Below are 555 nucleotides of genomic sequence, written 5' to 3' on the forward strand. Positions count from 1 at the left end.
CCGGTATGCCGGGCGTTTGCGGGTGGGCGGCAGTGCCAGCGCTGGCGGGGAAATCGTCGGCGCCGGGGGAATTGCTCCCGCAGCGGCGGGGCGGGCGGAGTGACCGGATCGGAGCAGCGCTGCTGCGATGCGGCCACCCGGGCGCCGGCGCGCAGCGGCGGCTTGCTCAGCCCGCGGCGGGCGCGGCGAACACTTCCCTGGCCGCGGAGAGGCCGTTGAGGGCGGCCGGGAAGCCGGCGTAGACCGCCATCTGCATGATGGTTTCCACCACTTCGTCCCGCGACACGCCGACGTTCAGCGCCGCCTGGATGTGGACCTTGAGCTGGGGCGCTGCATTGCCCAGCGCGGTGAGCGCGGCCACGGTGGCGATCTCGCGCTCGCGCAGGCCGAGGGCGGGGCGGGAGTAGATGTCGCCGAAGGGAAATTCGATCAGATAGCGGGCGAAGTCCGGGGCGATGGCGGAGAGGCTGTCCACCACCCGTTCGCCGGCGTCGCCGTCGATTTCGCGCAGGCGGGCGAGGCCGCGGGCGTAGCGGTCGGCTTCGGTGGCGGCGG

Annotated in this window: 1 protein-coding gene; it reads right to left on the bottom strand. The window is 73.7% G+C overall.

Annotated elements, in window-relative coordinates:
- Positions 1-166 precede the first annotated feature (166 nt).
- Positions 167-555, bottom strand: a 389-nt coding sequence (locus GRF61_RS24265) for a carboxymuconolactone decarboxylase family protein (RefSeq protein WP_248281437.1), incomplete at its 5' end; no start/stop codon positions are given.

This window comes from Azoarcus sp. TTM-91, from assembly GCF_012911025.1.
GTDB lineage: Bacteria > Pseudomonadota > Gammaproteobacteria > Burkholderiales > Rhodocyclaceae > Azoarcus.